17 protein-coding genes and 1 pseudogene are annotated in these 18,337 nt (G+C 64.5%); 9 read left to right on the top strand and 9 right to left on the bottom strand.

The window, feature by feature from the left end; translation table 11 throughout:
- Complete coding sequence (locus JZ791_RS24300) at positions 1–1,935, top strand: primary-amine oxidase (protein ID WP_216897519.1); 1,935 nt, start codon at positions 1–3, stop codon at positions 1,933–1,935.
- Positions 1,936–2,021: 86 nt separating this feature from the next.
- The gene (locus tag JZ791_RS24295) at positions 2,022–2,726 is read left to right on the top strand and encodes a DUF5134 domain-containing protein (protein WP_216897518.1); all 705 of its coding nucleotides are present in this window, start codon (positions 2,022–2,024) and stop codon (positions 2,724–2,726) included.
- A gap of 380 nt (positions 2,727–3,106) precedes the next feature.
- Here JZ791_RS24295 and JZ791_RS24290 read toward each other — a convergent pair whose 3' ends face one another.
- From JZ791_RS24290 to JZ791_RS24280, 3 genes are all read right to left on the bottom strand, one after another.
- Entirely contained in the window at positions 3,107–3,556 is a 450-nt protein-coding gene (locus tag JZ791_RS24290) for a GNAT family N-acetyltransferase (protein ID WP_216897517.1), read from the bottom strand.
- Positions 3,557–4,124: 568 nt separating this feature from the next.
- Entirely contained in the window at positions 4,125–5,066 is a 942-nt protein-coding gene (locus JZ791_RS24285; protein WP_216897516.1) for a hypothetical protein, read from the bottom strand.
- Positions 5,067–5,068: 2 nt separating this feature from the next.
- Complete coding sequence (locus tag JZ791_RS24280) at positions 5,069–5,386, bottom strand: hypothetical protein (RefSeq protein WP_216897515.1); 318 nt, start codon at positions 5,384–5,386, stop codon at positions 5,069–5,071.
- A 233-nt stretch (positions 5,387–5,619) separates the two neighbouring features.
- Here JZ791_RS24280 and JZ791_RS24275 point away from each other — a divergent pair, with 233 nt between their 5' ends.
- Positions 5,620–6,027 carry a hypothetical protein gene (locus tag JZ791_RS24275; protein ID WP_216897514.1) on the top strand — a complete coding sequence of 136 codons (408 nt, stop codon included), beginning with the start codon at positions 5,620–5,622 and terminating at the stop codon, positions 6,025–6,027.
- Positions 6,028–6,376: 349 nt separating this feature from the next.
- Positions 6,377–6,532 (top strand): annotated as a pseudogene (locus tag JZ791_RS45240) (SAM-dependent methyltransferase); the annotation flags it as partial.
- 260 nt (positions 6,533–6,792) lie between these two features.
- Here the strand turns inward: JZ791_RS45240 and JZ791_RS24265 are convergent.
- A complete protein-coding gene (locus JZ791_RS24265; RefSeq protein ID WP_216897513.1) occupies positions 6,793–6,936 on the bottom strand; it encodes a hypothetical protein in 144 nt (47 codons plus the stop codon).
- Between JZ791_RS24265 and JZ791_RS24260 the strand changes: the two genes are divergently transcribed.
- Positions 6,935–7,459, top strand: coding sequence for a hypothetical protein (locus JZ791_RS24260; RefSeq protein WP_216897512.1), 525 nt, complete (start codon positions 6,935–6,937; stop codon positions 7,457–7,459). The genes JZ791_RS24265 and JZ791_RS24260 overlap by 2 nt on opposite strands.
- Before the next feature lie 465 nt (positions 7,460–7,924).
- On the opposite strand, the gene JZ791_RS24255 is transcribed toward JZ791_RS24260, so the two are convergent.
- Both JZ791_RS24255 and JZ791_RS24250 read right to left on the bottom strand, forming a co-directional pair.
- Positions 7,925–9,343 (bottom strand): DUF1254 domain-containing protein, encoded by a 1,419-nt coding sequence (locus JZ791_RS24255; RefSeq protein ID WP_216897511.1) that lies wholly within the window; start codon positions 9,341–9,343, stop codon positions 7,925–7,927.
- 738 nt (positions 9,344–10,081) lie between these two features.
- Positions 10,082–11,455, bottom strand: a complete 1,374-nt coding sequence (locus tag JZ791_RS24250) for a GDSL-type esterase/lipase family protein (protein ID WP_254206232.1) — start codon at positions 11,453–11,455, stop codon at positions 10,082–10,084.
- A 1,151-nt stretch (positions 11,456–12,606) separates the two neighbouring features.
- On the opposite strand from JZ791_RS24250, the gene JZ791_RS24245 reads away from it, so the two are divergent.
- The 4 genes from JZ791_RS24245 (at position 12,607) to JZ791_RS46100 (ending at position 15,853) form a co-directional block, all read left to right on the top strand.
- The gene (locus JZ791_RS24245; RefSeq protein WP_216897510.1) at positions 12,607–13,149 is read left to right on the top strand and encodes a TetR/AcrR family transcriptional regulator; all 543 of its coding nucleotides are present in this window, start codon (positions 12,607–12,609) and stop codon (positions 13,147–13,149) included.
- A gap of 267 nt (positions 13,150–13,416) precedes the next feature.
- Entirely contained in the window at positions 13,417–14,697 is a 1,281-nt protein-coding gene (locus tag JZ791_RS24240; RefSeq protein WP_498049406.1) for a PucR family transcriptional regulator, read from the top strand.
- Positions 14,698–14,930: 233 nt separating this feature from the next.
- Complete coding sequence (locus JZ791_RS24235; RefSeq protein WP_216897508.1) at positions 14,931–15,635, top strand: ABC transporter permease; 705 nt, start codon at positions 14,931–14,933, stop codon at positions 15,633–15,635.
- Positions 15,636–15,727: 92 nt separating this feature from the next.
- Entirely contained in the window at positions 15,728–15,853 is a 126-nt protein-coding gene (locus JZ791_RS46100) for a hypothetical protein (RefSeq protein ID WP_256461944.1), read from the top strand.
- Between the two features lie 42 nt (positions 15,854–15,895).
- Here the strand turns inward: JZ791_RS46100 and msrB are convergent, their stop codons facing one another.
- The 3 genes from msrB to JZ791_RS24220 form a co-directional block, all read right to left on the bottom strand.
- Complete coding sequence (gene msrB / locus JZ791_RS24230; RefSeq protein ID WP_216897507.1) at positions 15,896–16,339, bottom strand: peptide-methionine (R)-S-oxide reductase MsrB; 444 nt, start codon at positions 16,337–16,339, stop codon at positions 15,896–15,898.
- A gap of 133 nt (positions 16,340–16,472) precedes the next feature.
- Positions 16,473–16,712 (bottom strand): hypothetical protein, encoded by a 240-nt coding sequence (locus JZ791_RS24225; protein WP_216897506.1) that lies wholly within the window; start codon positions 16,710–16,712, stop codon positions 16,473–16,475.
- Positions 16,713–16,842: 130 nt separating this feature from the next.
- Positions 16,843–18,183, bottom strand: a complete 1,341-nt coding sequence (locus tag JZ791_RS24220; protein WP_216897505.1) for a glycosyltransferase family 87 protein — start codon at positions 18,181–18,183, stop codon at positions 16,843–16,845.
- Between the last annotated feature and the right edge of the window lie 154 nt (positions 18,184–18,337).

Raw genomic sequence — 18,337 nt, 5'->3', positions numbered from 1 at the left:
ATGCACAGCGAACTTTTCGACGCACTGACGGCCGATGAGATCACCAAGGTTTCCGAGATAGTCCGCAAGGCCGGTATCGGTGGCGAGCGTCCCGGCTTCGGATCGGTGTTCACCGAGGAGCCCGATAAAACGGTTCTGCGGTCGGGCGGCACGGCCGGTCGCCGGGCGCGGGCGCTGATCCTGGACCGGACCTCCGCCGCCACGTTCGATGTCCTGGTCGATCTCGACGATGAATCCGTCGTGAGGTCGACGCAGCTCACTGCCGGCGGCGCCCAGATGCTGGCCGAGGAACTCGAGATCGCCACCAAGCTCGCCAAGGCGGATCCGCGCTATGTCCGGGCACTCGCCGAACGCGGCATCCATGACCTCGACCTGGTTCAGATCGACCCGTTCGGCGCCGGCAACCGCGACGACATCGATCTGTCGGGGCGTCGCCTGTGGTGTTGTGTGTCCTACTACCGTCACTTCCCGGAGGACAACGGTTACGCCCATGTCATCGAGGGGCTCATTGCCGTCGTCGACACGGTCAGGGGTGAGGTCTTCGCAATCGAGGACAGCGGCGCCAAGCCGATGAACCCGACCTGCGACAACTACACTCCCGAGCACAACCAGCCCATGCGCGATGACATCAAGCCATTGGAGATCATTCAGCCCCAGGGTGTCAGCTTCCAGCTCGACGGTCCGCAGATAACCTGGCAGAAGTGGCGTTTCCGCATCAATATGCACCCGCTGGACGGCCTGGTGATCTCGGGCGTGGAGTACAAGGACGGCGAACAGTACCGCTCGGTCATGCATCGGGGGTCGCTCGGCGAGATGCTGGTTCCGTACGGTGACCCCGACGATGCGCATTATTGGCGCAGCGCATTCGACGCCGGTGAGTACGGGCTGGGCAGGATGGCCAACTCGCTGCGCCTGGGCTGTGACTGCCTCGGTGAGATCGTCTATCTCGATGCCGTCATGGCCGATGACGACGGCAACCCGGCCGTCATCGAGAACGCGATCTGCATCCACGAGGAGGATGCCGGGATCCTGTGGAAGCACACCGACTGGGTAACCGGCAACGTCGACGTTCGCAGGTCCCGTAAGTTGGTTGTCAGCTTCATCGCCACCATCGGCAATTACCACTACGGGTTCTATTGGAATTTCTTCCAGGACGGCCACATCGAAGTCGACACCAAACTTCTCGGTGTCGTGCAGACCCGCTCGATCGAACCCGGAGAGGTGCCGGCGCACGCTACTCCGATCGCCGAGAACCTGGCTGGCACCTACCACCAACATCTGTTCTCGTTCCGCCTCGACATGGAGGTCGACGGTTGGCAGAACACCGTCTTCCAGAACGACGCGGGCGGTACTCCCGTCGGCCCGGCGAACCCACACGGCAATGCGATTTCGGTAACCAAGACGCTCATCGCCCGTGAGCAGGACGGTGACGGATTCACCAATCCGCAGAGCGCGCGTAGCTGGACGGTCGTCAATCCGAACAAGAAGAACAAATGGGGTATGCCTGTCGGCTACAAGCTCCTCCCCGGCTGGGCGTCCGACACCTTGATCGCGCAAGCGCCGTCACTGATGGTCGAACGTGCCGGCTTCGCCACGAAGAACATCTGGGTGACGCCGTACTCGCCGTCCGAGATGCATTCCGCCGGTGACCATCCCAACGCGGACCGGTCCGGCGCTGGGTTGCCCGCCTGGACCGCTGCGAACCGTCCGGTCGAGAACACCGACGTGGTGCTGTGGCATACGGTCGGTGTCACGCACATTCCGCGGTCGGAGGACTGGCCGGTGATGCCCACCGAGGTGGCCAGCTTCATGCTCCTCCCCAACAACTTCTTCGACCGGAATCCCGCACTGGACGTACCGGCCGGCGAGCCCGGGCACGGTGCCGCCGTGGACGGGTGCTGCCATCCCGAACCCACCGAGGTTCATCCACGCTGAGGCGCGTCCGTGGCCCGGGGCGTGAGACCGGGGCACGGACAAAGGGTTCGTCTGTGAGTTTGAAACGCGGTAAAGGAGCGCCGTCAGTGATTACCGATCTCGCATTGCGATGGATCACGACCGGACTATTCGGCTTCGGGGCGGCGAATGTCATATCCCGGCTAGTGCGCGCCGGATCGTGGATCAGCCGAGTCGACCACACCGTGCACTTGGCGATGTGCACAGCCATGATTCTGATGGCTTGGCCGCGAAACCATCACATGCCGCTCGGTTTTCAGGGGGCGTTCTTTTCAGTCGCCACTGTGTGGTTCGGCGCGATCGCCGTGCGGCGCGCGCGAGCTTCTCGCCATGAGCCTGTGGGCGTACCCGGCCACGAACCGATGACGATCCGTCTGTATTACGCGCTGATGATGGCGGCCATGGTCTGGATGGTCGCGGTGATGGCGCATTGGTCGCTGCGGCAAGGCCACCGAATGCGTATGAGCGGGCAGGCCATGATCGAAGCCCCTCGCGCGGAAATGAGCATGGGGCCCATATGGACCACATCGGTCTCAGCGGTGCTGACAGCCATCTTCGCGACGGCGGCGGCAATGTGGCTGTACCGGTCTTTTGCCCAGTGGAAGCACTGGGCAAAAGACCCGGCCCGATATGCCGTACAGATCGGAAACACGGTGGGAGCAGCGCAAGCCGTGGTCACGGATCGTGTCGTTCCGATGGCTGAGCCTGCCTCGTTGCTATGCAACGCCGCGATGGCAGCGGGAATGGCCATCATGCTGGAGACGATGTCTTGACAGGGTTTCGCCGACTTCTGGCCGAATAAGGAGCCGCGCCCAGTTGTCGCGGCTGTTTCGAGTTGCGCGCCACGCGGAATGAGCTGAGCCCGCTCGCCACCCAGACACTGAGCCGCTGCGCCTGATCGATACTCGCTCGGCCCAGGCCGGCAGCCATCCGCGACTCGGCCCGCGTGGAGGTACCGAGTTGCGCTGACGGCCAATCGATTCGAGGCGTACCCGGATCGGTCCCCGAAACCGCGCGTCCAGCGACCGACCGAGATTGGGGTCAGGGCTTGATCTCGGCCGGATCGGTCCGAGGCACCCGGTGGGTCGCTGTCTGATTGTGTCTCATCGACCGCGCACTATGCGGCAATATCGCTCACTCGCATTAACTGAAGTCAGCTGTGTCGCCATCGAAAATGCCGCCACTGGTGACCGTCGTCGACGGAGGTGCCGATGTCCTCGATGCCGGTGAGCTTGACGATCGCCGACAGGCTGCGCGCGTTGTCGTGACGGATGCAGACGTGGAAGGCCTCCGCGGCCGCCGCTATGGGCCGCTCACACGCGGCCAACTTGGCTGCACCCGCGTACCCACGGCCCCACAACTCGGGATCAACCAGTGTCGAGAAGGACATCCACGGCCCTGTCGGCTCGCTGAACGACTTGCTCGGCGAGAACACCTCCGGCCGACGCCATCTCGACAGCTCAGCGGAGATAAACGCCACCGGCCGCTGACCGTCGTAGGCCACCCAGCTGTGCGCTGCCAGGCAGTCCTGGAACCGGAGCTCGGGCCGCAGCGTCCGCGCCACCGACAACGCCATCATCGCCTGCGACGCGTGGGCGGGCATCAGTTCGTGACTAGCCCAGCCAAACACCCGGGTCTGAGTCTCGCGATCACAGACTGCCCACTCATACAGAGTCAATCGCGCGGGACTTCCCATTTGGGAACCTTAAGCCGAGATTTGCAGCTGCACACCACCACTGGCCGCCGAGGCGATCAAGGGTCGGGAGGGCCGTGCGTAATCTGCCCGGCCAGGGCCATTGGCTACGGTCGGTGTGAAGAGACGTCGCGAAAATCCGTTCGAGTTCTGTCGGACCTCGGTGGTCCAATTATCTGACCACGGAGATCGACGAGGAGTGGTTTCTGCCGCACTAACCGCTCGGCCAGTGCGATCTGCGGCATGTGAGGGTTGAACGGCACCGGCCCCGCCCGACTGGACGGGGCCGTCCGTGCACTTCAGTTCACCCGGTCAGCGGCATCACTGCGCGATCTATCGTCGATATCATAAATTGAATTCGGTCCGGCACCATACTCCTCAGGTTGACACCTGGCCGACACGCCGGTGTGACGGCTAATAATCGGTCGCTGGGGGTGAAGCTGGGCGGGGCGAGCATAGAACTTCCAGCCTCAACCGCTTAAGTGGGGTGAGACGGCTCAGTTCTTGGCTTCCACTGTACCAATGTCGTCTGGCCAGGAAATGCGACCTGCGTTATTTCGCAACTGAGGTCGTTCTGATCTTCGGCATCCGGCGACAGTGTCAATTCATTACTTGCGCCGACCTGCGTAACGGAAAATTCTAAGCCGGGCACGGCGGACCCCTTGATGACGATTGTTTGCCGCAGGGCAACGCGCGGCTGAAACAGTGGCAGGAAGTCCACCATCCACCGTGACGTCTTGATGTGGCGCTCAACCGCATAATTACCTTGAAACGGAACGCCGCTGTCGATCCTGAGCTTCTTTTGATCGAGAACCGTCCGGCCGCTACTGTCTACGCTGAGTGCGCCGGAACTCGCAAGCTTCGCCGTGTCTTTGGCGATTTTGCGATCGCCGCTCTCGAATGACCAGTACACGTATTGCGACGGCTTACCATCATGTCGACTGACGACGACAACTTGGCCATGCATCAAATAGCCCCGCCGGTCCAAGACTGTCCCTCGGGTCCATATTCCCCAGCTCACGTTCAGATATCCAGGCGTGTCAGGTTCGTCGACACGAGTAAAGTCCAATTCATACTTGACGCGGTCGAGATAACCGTCTGGAGATGCGAGGCCCTGTAGTGCGTCTCGGAAGTCGAGCGGTGCATTCGGGCTGAATATCGCCCAGTATAGGTCTCGGCCCCAATCGGTCGCGAACTGCGCTTGAACGACAGGGTCGACCAACCCTGCAAGCACACCGGCTATTAGAAAGGCCTCACCGAATCCATTGGTGAGCTCATCCGGCCCCCACAGGAAATGGGTACGTCCGATGACAAGCAGAATGATCGCGAATGTAATTACGGCTGAGAGTTGAATCTGATAGATGGGTCGGCGTTTGACCAGGGCCAGGTACCGACGCGTCCCGAGAAATCGAGTGGGCATAACTAACTTCTCCAGTTCAGCACTGGCCCGGGCACGAACAGCCCGGTTTCGCGTAGTACAGCGTCCAATTGGTTGAGCACGGTACCGACCGCCGTACTGGCAGTGCGTAGTTCCGCCGCCGTGACGCTGTTCTGCTCAAACACTTCGTGTAGCGAGTCCAGGCGCAACCCGGCGTCGAACAGGTTCCGTGCCAGCCGATGGCTCACTTGCGCGAATGTCACCGCATCATCACTGTGTCCGGCCTGCCGGATCGGAGCCACCGTGGCCTCCTGCGACTGCTGCACCGGCACCAGCTCAGACATCACCCACTCCTCGCTCATCACACCCTTCGCCGAACCGCGGACCGACCCGACGTGGACAAACCCTACAAACGGTGCCCGCTCCACGGCAGGGGCTATAAGTCACCAGCACGACCGCGAAGGGCCGCAACAACGCCAGCGATTCAGGCCCCGTCCGCAAACCCACCCGTCGGTCGATACCAGTGCACTGCCCGTCGGTGTGTCACTGTGGACCGTCGCATGGCGCGGTGGGTGCGCAGGTTAGGGGTCAGCTCGTGGTGCATCTGGCCACGGGCCTGGATGAACAAGGTCCGGTCGATCGTCTCGTGCGACACATAACCTATGCGGGCCTGCGGATTTGGCCTCTCGGTCGACGAAAGCTTGCGGCTGGATCTGTCGTCCCGCTCTACACCTGGGGGCCGGCCTGGACAACCGAGCCCTACACCCTCAGCCGCGGCAACAAAAGCCTGCTCACCGTGTACGGCGGCGAGCACTTCCTCGGCGGCATCTCCGGCTATGAGGTGGCAGAGACCACCGACGAGAACCACGGCCGTGTCGCTCTCATCCAGCACGTCACCCTCGCCTCCCTGCACCACGTCACCGAGATCGACCACACCGACTGGAGGAAAGCCGAATCCATCCTCACCGATGCCCACCCAGTGGGACGACTGGAATCCAAATAACCCCGGCGGCGACCGCACACGCCGTCGCCCGACACGGTCACCGCGACCTCACCGGAAGCCGCTGCCCGGCAGCTTCAGCCGGGCCGCCTCCACCGACAAGGATCCGTACGACAAATGCCGGTGCAACCACCGAGCGCGGAACCGTCAGCTCTTTGCCACTCGCCGAGTAGCGCCACCGTGTCACAACAACGCAGCCGCTACACCCGGAGAACAACCGGAAATCGGCAGAAGAGTGCGTTCTCGCCTGAGTGCATCGGCTCGTTTCCGCTGTCTGAAACGCACTGACCGCACGGTACTGCGTGCCGGGAAACGGTCGATGCTTCATACGAGACTGGCATGAGCGCCCTGGCTGAAGACCGCGACCGCTGCCCTGGACATCCAGACCGGAGGTGGCGAAGTCCTCGCCGAGGCCGAGACCTTCCCGCCGACCGTGGTTGCCACCGAGTCGTGGTCACCCGACATCGCCAGGGCCGCCGCGCTGCTGCACCCGCGGGGCGCGGTGGTCCCCGGCTTCACCATCGATGATTACCTGGACCGACTTCGCCTGCTCCACAACCAGATCCAGCAGCAATGCCCGTTCATCGCCTACTCCGCTCGCACTCTGATCGAAGCCACAGGGCCCTGACCGGGAACCCTGGCGAGGTCCGATTGGATTGTGTCTCAGATACACAGCTACCGCCCCGGGTTGCGTATGCAGGGTGTCCGGCGTGAAGGATCACGTGATCCGGGTGGGGGCATTTAGCCGGTTGTGAGCGTGCTGCACAATCACAGGGTTATGAATTCGTTGTTCTCGATCGTTCCGCTGGCGGTGGTGGACTCCGTGAATGTCCTGGCGTTGCTTGCGGTCTCCTTTGTGTGGATATCGAGCGCATCGCGGTGGGCGTATGCGAGGACAGCCGTTTCGTTCATGGTTGGTGGGATCTGCGGGCTGGCGCTGACCCTGGTGTTCTCGTTCACCGTGATCCTGCAACTTGTGCACCGGGCCCTGAACTCGCTGTCTCCGACGGCTGTTGCCGCGATCGTGGTGGTAATCGCGCTGCTGGTCATCGGTACGGCGGTGCACGGATTCCTCCGCCCACCGATGTCACTGCCGGTGCACCACGGTCTGCACCCGGCCGCGGCCAGCGCACTCGGTCTGATCACCTGGACCGCCCAGTCACTGACCTCGGCACCGTTCTACGGGGCCATCGCCGTAATGGCCAACGAGACCATCGCCTCGCGCCTGGGACTGTCCACGGTCTTCGTCGTGATCGCGGTTGCGCCGGTCGCCGTGCTCATGATCGCTCTGTTGCTCTGCCCCACCACGGCCGGACACCGTATGCTCGCCCACCTGCAGGCAGCACTGCCCATGACATCGCGGATCGTCGCGGCAATCCTCATCGTCGCCGCCGTTGCCGCAGCCGCCGTCGGACTCACGATCATCTTCAGATAGCTGCGTGGGTTTGGACACCGGCGAGTTCGGCCCGCACTCCGCGGGCGCGCGACGAGGCAGCGGCGCAGCTCACCTGATGCGGCGTTCACACTCCTGGTAAGACGCACCACACCGCGTATAACCCGGGGCGTCGGTGCCGTCGGGCATGCGGCAGCGGCGTGGTCGCAGGTGTAGGGCTGCTTGTTCGGGTCGCTGACCATGCTGTGTCGGCTGTAGGACCCACGCGGGCGTCGGTGCGGTCGACCAGTACGCAGTACACGGTCCGGCCGTTGGCTGCCGCCGCCCACCTGGACCCAGATGCAATATTCAACCCGGGGCTATTACGCGGGAAAACAGGATAACTCGGACCCTGGCCAGTCGGGCGAGCGCGCAGCCGCGCGGCCGGGACGAATATCACCGAGTTGGGGCTCCCGGCCGTGGGCGTCGGATTTGCCTGGTCTCGATGCCGTGCCAGGACTGGTGCGCTCAGATGGCTTGGAAGTCGGGCAGTGACCAGGTTTTGTCGAAGAAGGATTGGGTGGGGGCGTAGAGGCGGAAGTAGACGAACCAGCCGTCCTGGGCGATGGTTTTCATCCAATTGTTCTGTGCGCCTTCGGGGGCGGTGGGGCCGATATACAGATCGATGCTGCCGTCGTCGTTGAATTGCAGGTCGGGGTCTCGGCTGTCGAGGCTGACGCTGCGGATGTCGGTGCCGCCGTTGTCGTATGGCCGGCGGGTGTCCTCGCTGTAGAGGGTCAGCGACCAGAACTGGGCGACGGGCACGCCGGCGGGTACGTGCAGCCGGTAGGTGTGGTCGGCGCGGACCAGGCGGGCTCGGTCGTCGCGTTTGGTGGTCATGTAGACCTGTCCGGCGCCGGGTGTGGGGTGGACCATGCCTTTGGTGCTGGTGACTGCTTCGTAGAACCAGGTGGCGCGTTGATCGAGTTGCAGGATCGTGTCGTTTTCCTGCTCGATGTCGAAATCGAAGCTCTTGTACCAGCTGGTCGCGGGCCAATAGGGGGCGGTGTATCGCGGGTTGACCTGGATGTTGCGCACCAGCAGCTCACCGAGTGCGGCGCCCTCGGTCAGGATGCGACGCTGGCGTTCGTCGGGCGTGAAGGGTTCCCCTGTGCTGATGCCCAGTGGTTCGAGCATGGCCATGAGGGCTTTGTCGACCTCGCGGACGGGTTCCTCGTGCAGTGCCATGGCCAGGTCCTGCCAGAAACTCAGACCGCGCCCCGGGGTTGCGCTCCATTCGGTGTCGACGCCTTCGATGAACCGTGCCGGCGCGGGGTCGCGGCCGGCCCGCGAGAGCTTCAGGCCGTTCTTGGCCGCGGCCATCAGGTCCGCGTCGCGGGTCAGCACACGAAACGCGATGAAGATGTTCACCGTCTGCGATTGCACGACATAGCGCCCGGAGCCCTCGAACTCGGTGGCATCGTCGGCTGGGCCCAGGATGAGGTATCCGCCGCCGTTGCCTTTGTCGGGGCCGGTCTGGCCGAGGTCGACCACGGGGCGCTGCCAGAAGTCCAGAACGCCGCCGGCGGTGGGGCCGGCGGGGTAGTCGATCAGGACCGGGCCCTCGGCGAGGCTGGTGAAGTTGATGATGTAGGGCGTGGTGAGGTTCGCGGTCACGATGCCGCGTTTCTCGCGCAGCGAGTCGTAGACGACGAAGTCGCCGAACTGTGTGGCGCCGAACGTTTTTCCCGCGCGCTCACGCCAGGTCAGGAACCCGACCAGCGGCAGCGCCCACAGATACCCCTGCGCGGCGCGCTGGGCATCGAGCTGGTCGAACAACAACTGCGCCGACGCGTCGGTCGGGAAGGTGTGCTCGAGCTCGATCGTCCCGAACGAGGTTTCGATCCTCTCATCGCCGGTCAACCGCGCGTCACCAAGAGTGGACATGCACATCACCTTTCGTCCCAGGATGTTCGGATGCTGGCCGGGTCAGCCGCCCTCGATCGCCTGCTTGTACATCGTGCGATAGTTCATCACCAGCGGATACGCGAAAATATAGGCATCGGTGCCGAACCCCGCAGATCACCGGATTCCGCCGATGTCGATCCGCTCCCCGACGAATTCGAGGTGGATCCGGAACCACACCCCGACGCCGTCGCCGACAGCGTCGCCCCCAACACCAGCGAACCACCCGCCGCGAACATCCGCCGCCGCGTCCAACCGGCCATCACGTCCCACCTTCCAGCCCGTCGCACCGAAGGATCAGAACAGAACAAACCGCACGCCGACGTTAGCTGACTGATAGCTACATCGGAGTGGAACGGCCACACCTCTATACAGACGGCACAATCATCACGTTGCGAAGCGTCCTGCATCAGGATCGTCGAATGATGCGAGTACCCGGTATGCAGTCGCCCACTGTGGAAAGACCGCGCCAAGACGGGTGCCGCAAATGCCTCTCCAGTGGTCCGGTTAAGGACCGGCGATGGACGACTCCGTCACCCCTCCTGACGGGGACTGCGACCGGACGCCTCCCAGACGAAGTCTTTCGGGAACTATTCCATCAACCGGTGAACGAGCCCACGCCGAGCGCCCTCCTCAGCAACGGCAGGCAACCAGCTCAGTCGCCTTATCGTGTCAGAGTTCCACCGCGCGACCGAGCGAGGGTTCGGGACGGAGCTTGTATCAGCTTGGGTGACAGGAGTTTTCGGTCGTCGTGGTCAGCATCGATGGGTCGACCGCGTCGGCCATGGCCTGATAACCGTGGGGTCCGGGATGTAGGTGATCGACACTGCTGTCGGCGGCCTGCAATACGGCGGGGTCGGCGGGGTCGCGGAGCGCGGCGTCGAAGTCCACCACGCCGTCGGCGTCGTGCTGGGTGCGGATCCATGAGTTGATTCGCTGCCTGGTCGCTTCGCTGTTCGGTGCGAGGGCCCGACCGTCGACGATGGCGTTCGAGGCGGGCAACAGGGTGCCGAGCCAGATCTTGATACCGCGAGCGTGGGCTCGCGCGATGAGCTGCCGGTATCCGGCGATCATCTGATCGGCGTCGGGCCGGGGCAGCAGACCGAGGTCGTTGATCCCTTCCTGAAGGAGGACGCCGGCGACCCCGGCCTGATTCAGGGCATCGTGATCGAAACGTTCCAGTGCGCTCGGGCCGAGCATGAGCGGTTCACCGCTGGCGAGGAGGCGATTGCTGCCGATTCCGGCGTTCACCACCGAGATCGGGATACCGGCGCGGTCGAGGATGTGTTGCAGGCGGTCGGGGTATCGGCCGTTGGTATCGGCGACGGCGCGGTCGGCCGGGACACTGAGCGGGGTGGAGGAGACGAAGCCATCGGTGATGGAGTCGCCGAACGCCACGATGGCGCGCTGCGGGCCGGAGGCCGCGACATCCAGGCCCGAGAGATACAGCCAGGAACCAGTGGTCGCTCCGAACCCCCGCCCGTCGGTCCGGCCGGTCAGATCGCCACTGCGCGGTGGTGAATAATAGGAGGTGGCGTTGGCATTCCAATGCTTGGTCGGCGGCCCGGCCGAACCGGGTACGTATATGCTGACCGCGAGTGGCGTGAATGCGTTGAACCGCAAGGCAACCGGATCGCTGATCATATCGCCGCCCGCCGGGACGGTAATCGATGTCTTTCCGCCGAAGCGCACCGGCTGCGGGTCGCGGACCGCCGCTGCGGCGGTCTGAACGCCGACGTTCACCTGGCCGAAGGTCACCGGGGTGAGCCCGAATCTGTTGGTCAGATGGATTCGCACCTCGGACCCGCCCAGATGGGGACTGATGACCATGCGGAAGGTTTGATCGTCCACAGTGAGGGGGATCGGCCCGCCCGAGGCGTCGACGGGGGAGATCGCATCGGTGGGACTGGCCAGCCAGCTCGCGACGAAATGCGTACCGCAGGAACCGGATTCCGCCATGCCAGGCGGCGAGGCCGCGACCGCGCCCGCGATCAGCGCGCCCACGGCCACAACCACTCCCGTGCAACGAGACCGGCGCCGCACCGCTCGCCGTCGGCCGCCGATCATGTCGCCGATGACATTGCCGGAACCCATTGTCCGCACCTCTCGTCTAGGCCGTCCTCGCGTGGTCCGGTCCTGGGAGGACGTGCTGTTCGAGTGCGCGCCGGCCGCTGTCGAGATCCGATGCTCACTCGGACTACCCAACCAAAATAGACACTTGGCGGCCAAAGTGTCTATGAATGTAGATGTCGCACCCCGGATAGTCCAGAGCGCTTCGAAACCAGGCCCGGGCGGTTCGCGGTCGCCCGCTCGAACCCCGGCAAACACGCGTACATCGGCATCATGACGCGTTCGCGGGACACGCCCGAGCGTTCGGACACGCTCATCCACAACTCAGATTCCGCCGATGCCAACAGCTCCCGACCACACCATTGCATGCCGGAATGCACCGGCAAGCGCGATCGAGCCCACCAGCGTGACCACCAGGCAGGCGGCCGGGAGCAGAGGCTCCCGGTCGCCTGATCGTGCGAGTGGTCGATGCCGAGATCCGTTGCGCCAATCCGAGAACGGGCGAATGTGACTCCCGTGCCTCAGCGACCGAACCGTCGACCACCCAGGGATTTGATCGTGGCAACTCTGGATAAGTGCGCCGGTCGAGGGGTTCGAGACGACGATTTTCCTTCCCAGACCGGCGAAGTGCCCGCAGTCCGACCGGGGTGCGGCGCGTCGATCTTGTCTCGCACCTGAAGTCGAGCCATCGGCACCACGCAGAATGTTCGAACGCTTGACCGGTGACCTGAGGTGAGGAACACTCCCTCCAGTAACCGGATATTTCCCTCCGGTTACCGGCCTGCCACGGCGGACGTGACTCTATGAGGAGTTGACGATGAACACACAGAGCCGGATCGGTGCGCGAGGCGGAAAGCAGAGACCGACGCGGCTGGTTGCTGCGCCAGGATGGATCACTGGCGGTGGTGACCGGACCTACATCCCGGCAACCGGCCCGCGGCGGGGTGCCGGGCCCGCGCCCGACGATCGTGATCGGCCGGGGTACCGCCGGTCGAGGTGATCGATGTGCGGTGGACCGGCTGGCCGACAAACCGGTCGCGGGCTGCACGTTCGCCTGAGCTTGCGAGGCGCGATGTTGCACCCGACCGGCATCCTCGCAGCACACCATCGAGCTGAGGTGTGCCGCTCCCATGCGAGTCGACCGGCCCGAAATCTGCCGATTGTATGGTGGGGGCGTGAAAGCGCCCTCACGCGTCAATCGCGGTCCGGCCGCCGCGGCGGAGAATCGGGCGGCCCTGATACGGGCCGCGCGGGAGGTCTTCGCCCACAGCGGCCCGCACGTACCACTGGCGCGCATTTGGGAAGCGGCGGACGTCAGCCCAGGGGTGTTCTACCGGCATTTCTCCGGGCGCGCGGCCTTGACCAGATCCCTGCTGGAGCAGGATCTCGAGCACCTCGAGGCGCTCGTCGCCGAACCCGAATGCACCTTGGATGTTCTGCTGGCCAGAATCCTCGACCAGCTCGTCGGATGCGCCGGGCTCGTGGCCACCCTGGCCCCGGACAGCGAGGATGTGGCCGCATCCCACGCACGAATGCACACTCTGGTCGCCGACAAACTCGCTACCGGCGACCACGGCAGTCTCGGTTCCGATATCACCGCGGACCGTTTGATGCTGGCGTTGGCCCTGATCGGGGGCCTGCTCACCAAAACTCCCGAACGCCGCCGACGCCGGGTCGCGGAGAATTCCTGGCAACTCCTGCTTTCCGGGCTGCGCTGACAGCCCGCCGCCCAGCGCAGGCCGCCGACTCCGGCACCCGCCCTCGAACCGGGTTGCATCGTTCGGAAACCGCTGCCCGCCTAGATAACCCGACTCGCACAAGCCTTGACCGTCACCAAGATGTAAGGAAAACTGGTCGATCCCAACCGGACTTTTTACTCCGGTTCACGATGCGGTCTTTCGACAATCAGTCCGCACCTTCACGTTGAGAAGTACTGCCGATCGAGCCCGGCATCATCGCGGTCTCGACGGTGAGAGGAGTGCACGATGCAGACGAAAAAGGCTTTCGATACCGCTGCTGATACCGGGCCGGCTGCCACGTCCTTCCGTGACCGCACAGCCTTGGCCCGAGAAATGGTGCAGCACTTCAAGCAGACTGTCGCAAACTGCTTGACCATGCCCGACGACACCCTGCGCGGCGACGTCACGGCCGTGACTGTCAACTGCCTCACAATCGCGACCGCGATCCTGGACGGGCGTGGTACACCCGCCGAACACGAGGTAGCGCAACTGGAAGCCGCCGCCGGGCGCTGGGCGCGCGCGGGTATCCCGGTAGACGTGATCCTGCACGCCCTGCACGAGGGGTCGAAGATGGCTCACGCGCTCGTGACCAGCCAAGCCACAGTGACCACGGTCGCCGACTGCGTCGACCTCGGCACCCGCACCATCGCGCTACTCGATCTGATGAACACCACGGTCACAATGGCGTACCTGCGCGAATACCGTTCCGTCACCGAGCATCACGCCGTGAGGCAGACACTCACCACCGCGCTGCTCGAGGACCGGGCCACCAGCGCGATGGCACGCGCGGCAGGTACGACGATCGCGGAGTCCTATCACGTGCTGGCGATTTCTCTGGCGCCGCACCCCGCAGAACACATCGACGGCCTCGACCGCAGCGTGGCAGGGCGCCGCAAAATCCGGCGCGCCCAATCCGCACTGACCCACCACACCCGCGGCGATGCGCTCTCGCTGCTGAGCAGCCGCGGTGGGACAATTCTCATCCCGTCGGACACCATGACACCGAACGCGCTGGCACCGCTCATCAAAACACTCGCCGAGGCTGCGCAGGTTCCGGTCGTCGCCGTCCACGGTGTCGCCGACGCCGACGCAATCAAGGCCAGCACGAAGACACTGCACGAGATGCTCGATCTCGCAAGCCGGCTACACGGAACCCGGTCCGACCGAACAGTCACCCGGCTCTACCGATTCGGCGAACTCTCCGCCGAGCACCAGGTCACCCGTCCGGGACCGGCCCGAGACATCCTCGCCGCCAAGCTGATTCCACTCGCCGACCAACCCGCACTGCTGGATACACTGCGCCTCTACCTGCTGCTGAACGGCAACCGCCAGGAAGTCGCGCACCGCCTGTACATCCACCCCAACACCCTCGACTATCGCCTCAAACGCATCACCGCACTCACTGGCGCCGACCCGACCCGCGCCGACGGCCAATGGCAACTCCGCGCAGCCCTCATCGCGCAAACCTTCGACACCTCGAATCACACCACCACAGCCCCCGCCGGCGATGAACCCACGATCGCCTGATCAGCATCCGGCCACGAACACCACCGCCCAGACAACTCCTGCGATACGGCAACGGCAACCCATTACCAGACGACGTTTACGATCATGTCTGACACCGCACCGGCCGAAACTCCCCACTCGGGGCCGTCACTCTTCGGCGGCGACCGGATTTCCGTTGAAGCAACGCCGCTCACCGCCTCGCGCCGCCGCCATGACAAAGCGGCTGAGACGCCGGGCTCACGTCCGGCGCCGCCGTGGTGCTGACCATCGTGATCGGCGGGCTGGTCAACGGGCTGCTGATCGGCCGGGCGAAGCTGTCGTTCCTCGTGGTCACCCTGGGCTCGTCGGCGGTGTTCCAGGGTGTGGTCAACGTGTGGTCCGGCGGCGCCACGCGGCAGATCGCCTCACCGTTCCTCGCGTCGCTGGGCACCGGCACGTGGCTGATTCCGGTGCCGATCTGGCTGATGCTCGCCGCGTATCTGCTGGCCGCGTTCGTGTTGCGCTGGACGTACTTCGGCCGGGACGTGTACGCCACCGGCGGCAACCCCGACGCCGCGCGGCTGGCGGGGATCAACACGACCCGCACGGTCGTGCTGGTGTACGTGATCGCCGCGGTCTTCGTGGGCGTGGCCTCCGTGGTGCAGGTCGGCCGCATCCAGTCCGCGAGTCCGACCGTGGGAGCGACGCTGGCCCTGGACGCGGCGACCGCAGTGCTGCTCGGCGGCACCAGCTTCCGCGGGGGAGTGGGCTCGGTGACCGGCACGATCGTGGGAGCGCTGTTCCTCGCCGTGCTGCAGAACGGGCTCGCGCTGTCGGGCGTGCAGAGCTACTGGAGCCAGATCGTCAGCGGCGCTGTGCTGATCGGTGCCATAGCCGCCGATCGCGCGCCGGTCGTCCGGGCGGCGCTGCGCCGCCGCCGGAACTCCGCACGCGAGCCCGCGGCGGTCGCTCCGCGCTGAAGAGGTCGTGGGATCCAGCTGTCGGAATCGTTGAAGCGGATCCTGGCGGTGATGGTGACGGCTGGGAATTCCGGCCGCGAAGGTCGGCGCAGGTGTTGGCGTCGCACGGTATTCCGGCGGCACGGCTGATCCTGGGCCACGAGGAGAACTCTGCTATCACCACGCAGGCGTATGTGCTCCCGGACCGCCCGGTGGTCGACCTCGCGGACGCTCGGTGAAAACGTTCACTCGGCGTCCGTGAGCGGCTGGCAGCGGGTATCTCAGCTGGTAGGACCGTCCTTCGGCTGCAAACGCAGCGAGATGGAGTTGATGCAGTACCGCTTGTCGGTGGGGGTCGGGTAGCCCTCGCCCTCGAAGACATGGCCCAGGTGGCTGTGGCAATTGGCGCACAGTACCTCGATGCGCCGCGCGCCCAGGGAGTCGTCGGTGCGCAGCAGGACCGCGTCGGAGTCGGCGGGGTCGAAGAACGACGGCCAGCCGCAGTGGGAATGGAACTTCTCGGTGCTGCGGAACAGTTCGGCGCCGCAGGCCCGGCATTCGTACACCCCGGACGTCTCCGTATCGGTGTATTCGCCGGTGAAGGCGCGCTCGGTGCCCGCCTCGCGCAGCACCGCGTACTCCTGCGGGGTGAGCTTTGACCGCCACTGCTGCGGGGTCAGCACGATCGCGGGGGTGGGAAGCGAGGTATCGGCGTCGGAACTCATGAGATCGATTCTAGTGAGGACTACCTGCGTACGCCGCCGCGGCGGAATGACGAGACTGTGACACCTACGACGGCGACCGCCCCGGACGGTCCTTCACCCACCGACCCGGGCGATCGTCATCACTACGCGCTGTCTAGCTGGAGGGCGTGAAATACCACTTCCCGCTCCCCGCCGGGTACTCGAAGCACCCGCTGTATTTGCCGGTCGCGATGGACGCGGCCTGGCAGGCAGACTTACCGGTCGGCTCGCCGGTCTGAGTGAACGGACCCTTCGAGGTGGGCCCGGGCTGAATCGGATCGGCCGTGCCGACCCCGGAAAGGCCCAGCACCAATCCGAGGGAGACCGCGCCTACCGCAACAACTTTCGAAAACAACTGCCGCTCCATGTGAATCAGGTGTGAATAGTCCCGGTCACATTAGTGCGAATCGGACACTGCCACTCGGCAGGTTGTAATCAAGGCAATTGCGATCAATGTTATTAGCACAGCGGTAACCGTTGGCCCGTTATCGCGCCACGCTGCGCTCCGGTTCGGCGACGGCGGACAGATCATCGTCTTCCTCGAGCGATTCCCGCTCGTCCACCGTGCCGGGAACAGGGTCCGTGACCTCCGGCAGGGGCGCGGCGCCCCGTTCGGGCAGCAGGAACAGCGGATCGATCCCGGTGCCGAGCCGACCGTCGCGACGCGCGGCCAGATACCGGTCACCGAGCACGCAGAACGTCACGATCAGCAGCAGACCCCACCCGAAGGTGATGCGCAGGTATTCCAGGTCCCGCCCGAGGCTCTGCCAATGGTCGAGCAGCCACTTGTCGTAGGTGGTGAACCCGAAGATCGCCAGCCACGCGGGCCAGTTGCGCAGCACCGAATTGCGCAGCGCGATCGTCATCAGGAACGGGAACAGCGTCATCGAGTAGTACTGCTGGCCCAGCCCGCTGATCAGGTATTCGCCCACCAGCAGCACACCGGTGCTGGTGCAGATGAAGAACACCTCGTCGTTGCGGTAGTACCGGTACAGCAGCCAGATCGAGACCGCCACCAGCACGCCCATGGCGATTCGGATGGCCCACACCAGCGGCGAGGGCAGCCCCCAATAGGCGGCCGTACCCGGGATCGAACTGTTGAAGTAGTCCCGGGCCTGAATCGAGTACGGCAGAGTCCGACGCAGATAGTCCATCGGATCCTTGATCAACGGCAGAGCGAGCGCCGTCAGCACGACCGGTACGCCCACCGCGGGAATGAACACCTTCCACTGCCGTCGCAGCAGCGGAATCAGCAACATCGGCGCGAGGGTCGGCTTGACCGTGAGCGTCAACCCCATGATCGCGCCCGCCCACAGATCCTTGCGCTTGATCAGCAGCACGATGAACAGAACCTCGGCCAGCAGCACGCACCCGTTCACATTGCCGAAAGCCAATGTGTTGATGACCGTTTCGGAGGCGAACATCAGCAGCAGGGTCAGCGGCGCGGCCCAGTGCTTGACGCTCAGCTTGAACAGCTTCAGCATCAGGTACCAGGCGATGATGATCGCGACGGCGTTGAGCGCGACGAAGCACCACTTCGAATGCATCGGGTCGATGAACGCCAGCGGCGCGATGACCAGCGTGCCACCCGGAGGGTACAGGTAGTGCGGGTCGGTGAGGTTGACGTTGTCGTTGTAGATCGCGTGCCCGTGGAGGAATGCGAGCGACGCCTTGTACACCGGCGCGAAATCGTCGGTGACGTTGAAATTCGTCCCCATGACGAAGATCTGATGGATCGCTGTCATGACCGCGAACGGCCAGAGCGCGAAGTTCAGAACCTCGGAGTTCGTGCGAGCGGTGCGTGGCTCGAGCTGACGAAGGAACACTGGGGCACGGTACACCGGAAACTCTCACGACGGTTGCCCGGACCCGCTGTGTTTTTGGCCTCCGCTTCGCTGCGGCGGGTTTTCGGCGCCCTGGGGGCGCGTCGGTCGGGCACCGCTGCTTGCTCCTTCGTCGCCTACGCAGCGGTACCCGACC

Source organism: Nocardia alni (assembly GCF_019038435.1).
Taxonomy (GTDB): Bacteria; Actinomycetota; Actinomycetes; order Mycobacteriales; family Mycobacteriaceae; genus Nocardia; species Nocardia alni.
This window is presented reverse-complemented; position numbering and strand designations above follow the sequence as displayed.